The organism is Ruminococcus sp. D54t1_190329_F1, from assembly GCF_015551645.1.
Classification (GTDB): Bacteria; Bacillota; Clostridia; order Lachnospirales; family Lachnospiraceae; genus Blautia_A; species Blautia_A faecis.
The window spans coordinates 25,486-31,485 of sequence record NZ_JADNDC010000045.1 but is presented as its reverse complement, the minus strand read 5'-3'; the positions used below and the strand labels follow the sequence as shown (position 1 = coordinate 31,485).

The 6,000-nt window shown below is 41.6% G+C and carries 4 protein-coding genes, 1 tRNA gene and 1 other annotated feature; all 5 genes read right to left on the bottom strand.

Annotated features, from left to right (window positions below; translation table 11 throughout):
- Nucleotides 1-131: 131 nt before the first annotated feature.
- Nucleotides 132-1,061, bottom strand: a complete 930-nt coding sequence (locus tag I2D69_RS16860) for a cell wall hydrolase (RefSeq protein WP_118578463.1) — start codon at nucleotides 1,059-1,061, stop codon at nucleotides 132-134.
- A 466-nt stretch (nucleotides 1,062-1,527) separates the two neighbouring features.
- Nucleotides 1,528-3,183: a 2-isopropylmalate synthase gene (locus I2D69_RS16855; RefSeq protein WP_195380271.1), complete on the bottom strand. Its 1,656-nt coding sequence runs from the start codon at nucleotides 3,181-3,183 to the stop codon at nucleotides 1,528-1,530.
- A gap of 168 nt (nucleotides 3,184-3,351) precedes the next feature.
- Nucleotides 3,352-3,620: a binding site (T-box leader), on the bottom strand.
- A 59-nt stretch (nucleotides 3,621-3,679) separates the two neighbouring features.
- Nucleotides 3,680-3,753 (bottom strand) — tRNA-Pro (locus I2D69_RS16850).
- Between the two features lie 334 nt (nucleotides 3,754-4,087).
- Nucleotides 4,088-4,576 (bottom strand): 3-isopropylmalate dehydratase small subunit, encoded by a 489-nt coding sequence (gene leuD, locus I2D69_RS16845; RefSeq protein ID WP_118578464.1) that lies wholly within the window; start codon nucleotides 4,574-4,576, stop codon nucleotides 4,088-4,090.
- Between the two features lie 15 nt (nucleotides 4,577-4,591).
- Nucleotides 4,592-5,860: a 3-isopropylmalate dehydratase large subunit gene (gene leuC / locus I2D69_RS16840; protein WP_173718950.1), complete on the bottom strand. Its 1,269-nt coding sequence runs from the start codon at nucleotides 5,858-5,860 to the stop codon at nucleotides 4,592-4,594.
- Nucleotides 5,861-6,000 lie beyond the last annotated feature (140 nt).

The following is a 6,000-nucleotide window of genomic DNA, read 5'->3' as shown; positions in this document are numbered from 1 at the left end:
TTGATTTTGGCATGAAAAATACCTCCAAAGTAACAGATTTTTATATTTAATCTGTCTACTTTAGAGGTATCATATCAAATTTCCTGGCGGCTTATATCTCTTTATTACAGAATGTTACTGTTATTAAAATATTATTTTTTCACCATCTGAACAACATTTGTGTCATCTTCTGAGGTTTCATTCTCAGTGTTCTGTGACTTAGCTTCATCCGGGTAGGTGTAAAACTCGTGAACACCATATTTAAATAATTTTTTTAAATCCTTATCAAACCAGGACACGTTCTTTTTGTCCGCAGCAGAACGCTGAACAAAGAACAGAGCTCCTTCTGAATAGTCAGTTCCCTCTAATGCCTGTTTCACAGCTTCCCTGGTCTCATCTGTTACCGTTACTTCATAAAACTTACCATCGTAAACAGGTGAAAACTGAGGAATTCCATTTCTCTGATCCAGAATAACACCTGTAATGGTATCTGGAAATTCCTCATGGGAAAGGCGGTTCATAATTACATTTGCGATCAGTACACGACCTTTAATGTCCTCTGTGCCCGCCTCTGCCTCTACTATATGAAGCAAGTTATCATAATCTGCGTCCGACATGATCTTCGGATTTGCAGACATGGATACTGCAGCTGCATCAAGGCTCGCAACTGTATCAGCCATAGAGTCCCCTACATTCAACTCATCCACGTTTCCTTTTATCTGCTTCACGCGCTGGCCTACCATGACTCTCTCGCATGAAGTTCCAATTCTTGTTACAGATGTTCCTGCTGAAGGAGTATCTGCAACACTGGTTACCATACCGGCAATTCCGGTAGGCAGATCATACTCTACACTTCCAAGGTCAGTCCAGGCATCCGCGGATCTATTCTCTTTGTCCGAAGCTGCATATACCTGGCTCCGTGGACCAAACTCCGCCACCTTCGTTCCAACTGCCAAAATCATTGCCAACGTGGCGCAGGCGCTAAGAGCTACAAAATTATGTACAAGAGCATTTCCATTCTTTTTTTTCTGGGCATCGCTCTTGCAAGTTGTTACATGTTGTAAACTTCTTTTTAATTTCATATTCTTCTTTCCTTGCACTTCTGTTATGTTTTGATTTCTTTTATTATTTATTCTGTAACATTTCTGTAATTTATAGGAAAATTATATTTAATAAACTCCAAAATGTCAAGTTTTTTTTGCTTTCTATAGCTTTTTTCTCTAAAAACAGGTAAAAAAAGAAAGGCAACAAGAAAGAAATAGGATGATTCATTCAAAAATCATGTAATATTTTTGATAAATTTACCCTGTTTCTATTTGTCCCCTTTTATTCTTAGGTATGGTTATTTCTCCCCTTCTTATGGATTTTATTATAGCTTTTCTTTTTCTGTTCGTCAAACCTTTTTTATCGCCGAATTCTGACAAAAAGCGCCGTTACCTTTCAAAGCAGCAAACCACCGCACAGTCTTTTTTATGAACTGATTTGCGGTGGTTTGTCTTTTTGTTATCAAATATGCTTCTTATTATAAATAAGGTTTAAACAAATCTCTCAGCGGTTATTAATTGCTGTTACAAGTGCATCAATGGAAGCACGGATAATATCCGGGTCTACGCCTGCTCCCCACGCCATAGTTCCGTCAGGTTTCTTGATTCCAACATATGCTATAGCCTTAGAACTGGAGCTGCGCTCTAACGCATGTTCCTGGTATACTTCCAGAGAATACTTCAATTCGTATGCTTTCTTCAGGGCATTGCTCACTGCGTCAAGACGTCCATTTCCCACAGCCTCTGTGGTAATTGTTTTTCCATTAAATGTGGAGATTACCTTAGTTGTAATTCCCTCGCTCGTCTGCTGGAAGTGCACTTCATTAATGCTGTACGGCTGTCCCACATTCTCAAAAGTCTTTTTGAACAGATCAAAGATTTCATCTGGATGAAGCTCTTTATGAAGGTGATCAGAAACACCCTTGGCTGCGTAACCCATTGCCTCACGCATTTTTGGCGGAAGGTTCAGACCGTATTTTGTTTCCAGAATGTAGCCTACGCCGCCTTTGCCAGACTGGCTGTTGATACGGATAACATCTGCATCATAATTACGTCCAACATCTGTGGGATCAATTGGCAGATACGGAACTGTCCAGCGGTTCGGATCTTTTTCCTCGATCCAGTGCATACCTTTGGCAATTGCATCCTGATGGGAACCAGAAAATGCTGCAAAAACAAGTGCTCCACTGTATGGACTTCTCTCTCCAACTGTCATTCCCGTGCAACGCTCATACACCTCGCAGATGTGAGGCATATCGGAGAAGTCAAGCTTCGGATCTACTCCCTGGGAATACATGTTCATTCCAAGTGTTACAATATCAACATTACCAGTACGCTCTCCGTTTCCAAAAAGAGTTCCCTCGATGCGGTCTGCTCCGGCAAGAATTCCCATTTCAGAATCTGCCACACCACAACCTCTGTCATTGTGAGGATGTAAGGAAACGATTACATTTTCACGGCGAAGCATATGTTTGCACATATATTCAACCTGACTCGCATATACATGCGGCATGGAATGCTCCACTGTTACCGGAAGGTTGATGATACATTTGTTGTCCGGAGTCGGCTGCCATACATCGATAACCGCATTGCAGACCTCAAGGGCATATTCCGGCTCAGTTCCTGTAAAGCTCTCCGGACTATACTCAAACTGGAAGTTTCCTTCTGTCTGTTCAGCCAGTTCTTTTAATAATTTCGCACCTTCTACGGCAATCTTTAAAATCTCTTCTTTGGATTTCTTGAATACCTGTTCACGCTGTGCAACAGATGTGGAATTGTATACGTGAACAATAGCTTTGGGCGCACCTTTTACGGCTTCAAAGGTTTTACGGATAATATGCTCCCTTGCCTGTGTCAGTACCTGGATCGTAACATCTTCAGGAATCAGTTTGCGATCGATCAGGGTACGAAGGAACGTATACTCTGTCTCGGAAGCAGCTGGAAATCCTACTTCAATCTCTTTAAACCCAATCTGTACAAGAAGTTTGAAAAACTCAACCTTCTGTTCCAGGCTCATTGGGATGACAAGTGCCTGATTTCCGTCACGAAGGTCTACAGAACACCATGCAGGTGCCTTATCAATATAGTCCTTTTTTGCCCAGTCCATATAGGTTTCTGGTGGAAGATAATACTGTTTTTTGTATTTGCTTACATTCATCATTTTTTATTCCTCCATATTGTAAATTTAATTTTTCTCTTTTCTGTGACGGAAGGATTCTTTGTCTGCTGGGTCAGAGCTCAGTCTGATAAAGCAGCTTTATGTGGTATTAAATTCCAATGGAATTACTATCACATAAAAAAAGTCCTCCAGCTCTGCACACATACAGGTGCAAGAGACGGAAGACATACATCTTACGCGGTACCACTCTTATTTCATGAATAGAATCCATACACTTATCGGATACGGGATTACTCCTTATATCCTTTCCCTGTAACGGTGGAATCCGGCTGTGTCTACTCTCGCTTCTTCTAATCATTCGAAGTAATTTCAGACAGCTGCTCCAAGGCGAGTTCTACAGTTTCCTTCCGTCATCTCACACCACCCGATGACTCTCTGCGCTCCGGTACCTGTGTACTACTCCTTATCAAAGCATTTCTCTTATATGTTCTTTGTGGTTATTACCTTAACATTTTTCAAGTCACTTGTCAATGACTAATCGGGGCAACAGGATTTGAACCTGCGACCTCACGGCCCCCAGCCGTGCGCGCTACCAAGCTACGCCATACCCCGCGAACAGTTGATATTGTATCAAATGTTATAATAAAAATCAACAGTTTTTTCAAAAAACAAATTAAAATCGTCTGTAAGTGTTACTGTGAACGGAATAGACGGGTAACCCATGTATAACTCTCCTATCCAATTATAAAAGAACCTTGAACGTAGGTAAAACTGCAATTTTATTGAGAAAAATCACAGAAATCAAGGTTTTCGCCCATATACCAAAAGACCTTGACAGCTGGTTTTCCCAGTCCATCAAGGTCAGTTTTTATGCTTGGACAAATTTCTATTGATTGGGCGATTTGCCCTTTAACAGGATATTTTACTTTGCCTGTTAACAATTATATTAATGCTGTGCATTAATATAATTAACAAGTCCTTCCGCCTTAATGATCTTCTGCATAAATTCCGGGAAGGCCTGCCCCTTAAATTCAGTTCCTTTGGTGCGATTGTAGATCATGCCAGAATCAAAATCCACCTCTACCTCATCCCCCTCATCAATGCCCTTGCTTGCTTCCGGGCACTCAATGATCGGAAGTCCAATGTTGATTGCATTTCTGTAAAAAATTCTGGCAAATGTCTCTGCGATAACACAGCTGACACCAGCTGCCTTAATAGCGATCGGCGCATGTTCACGGGAAGAACCGCAGCCAAAATTCTTAGTTGCTACAATAATATCACCCTTCTGTACTCTTTTTACAAAAGTATTATCAATATCCTCCATGCAATGAGTTGCCAGTTCTGCCGGGTCTGAAGAATTCAGATAACGTGCCGGAATAATAACATCTGTATCAACATTATCTCCATATTTAAAAGCTCTGCCTTTTGCCTGCATGATAAGTACTCCTCCTTATAATCCTAATTCTTCCGGTGCACAAATATAACCGGTTACTGCACTTGCTGCAGCTACTGCCGGGCTTGCCAGGTAAACTTCAGACTCCACATGTCCCATACGTCCTACAAAGTTGCGGTTAGTAGTAGAAATGCAGCGCTCACCAGCGGCCAGAATACCCATGTATCCACCAAGGCACGGTCCACAGGTAGGTGTACTTACAACTGCTCCAGCCTCAATGAAAATCTTAAGAAGTCCCTCTTCCATTGCCTGCAGATAAATTGCCTGAGTCGCAGGAATCACAATACAGCGAAGCCCTTTCTTAACCTTGCGTCCCTTCAGAATCCGGGCTGCAACACGAAGGTCGTCAATACGGCCATTCGTACAGGATCCGATTACAGACTGGTCTACAACAACCGGTTCTCCAATCTCAGAAATGGTCTTAGTGTTCTCTGGTAAATGAGGGAACGCAACAGTTGATTCCAATGTGCTAAGATCAATTGTGTACTCAGCTTCATAAACAGCGTCCTCATCAGCCTCGTATGCTGTATACGGGCGCTTGGAATGCTCCTTCATATATTCGATTGCAAGATCATCAACCGGGAAAATTCCATTCTTTCCGCCAGCCTCAATTGCCATATTAGCAATAGTAAAACGGTCGTCCATAGACAGGTTTTTAATTCCCTCTCCCACGAACTCCATAGATTTATAAAGAGCTCCGTCCACGCCGATCATTCCAATGATATGTAAGATCACATCCTTACCGCTTACCCATTTTTTCGGTTTGCCAACGATGTTAAATTTAATGGCAGACGGTACCTTAAACCATGCTTTTCCTGTAGCCATGCCAGCTGCCATATCAGTACTTCCGACACCAGTGGAAAAAGCTCCAAGAGCTCCATATGTACAGGTGTGTGAATCAGCTCCGATAATCACATCGCCTGCAACTGTAAGACCCTTTTCCGGAAGGAGCGCATGCTCAATTCCCATCTGTCCTACATCAAAATAATTGGTGATATCGTGGCGACAGGCAAATTCACGAACACATTTACAGTGCTCAGCAGACTTAATATCCTTATTCGGAATAAAGTGATCCATTACCAGTGCAATTTTATCTTTGTCAAATACGGTATCTACTGTCATCTTATCCATCTCATGGATAGCTACCGGAGAAGTGATATCGTTTCCAAGAACAAGGTCAAGCTGTGCCTCTATAAGCTGTCCTGCTTCTACATGATCCAGACCTGCATGCGCTGCCAGGATCTTCTGAGTCATTGTCATTCCCATTTTAGTATTCCTCCTGATTCATTGTATGTTGATATTTTAGCACACTTTCTGTTATAATAAAAATACATATTAATCATAGTTATTATAATTTGTAGTTATATATCACTGTTTACTGGTGCTATTCTGTAAGATATTATTTT

Excerpts from the sequence above, each read along its gene's own strand:
- I2D69_RS16860 (WP_118578463.1), bottom strand. The coding sequence starts at position 1,061 with ATGAAATTAAAAAGAAGTTTACAACATGTAACAACTTGCAAGAGCGAT.
- I2D69_RS16855 (WP_195380271.1), bottom strand. The coding sequence starts at position 3,183 with ATGATGAATGTAAGCAAATACAAAAAACAGTATTATCTTCCACCAGAA.
- leuD (WP_118578464.1), bottom strand. The coding sequence starts at position 4,576 with ATGCAGGCAAAAGGCAGAGCTTTTAAATATGGAGATAATGTTGATACA.
- leuC (WP_173718950.1), bottom strand. The coding sequence starts at position 5,860 with ATGGGAATGACAATGACTCAGAAGATCCTGGCAGCGCATGCAGGTCTG.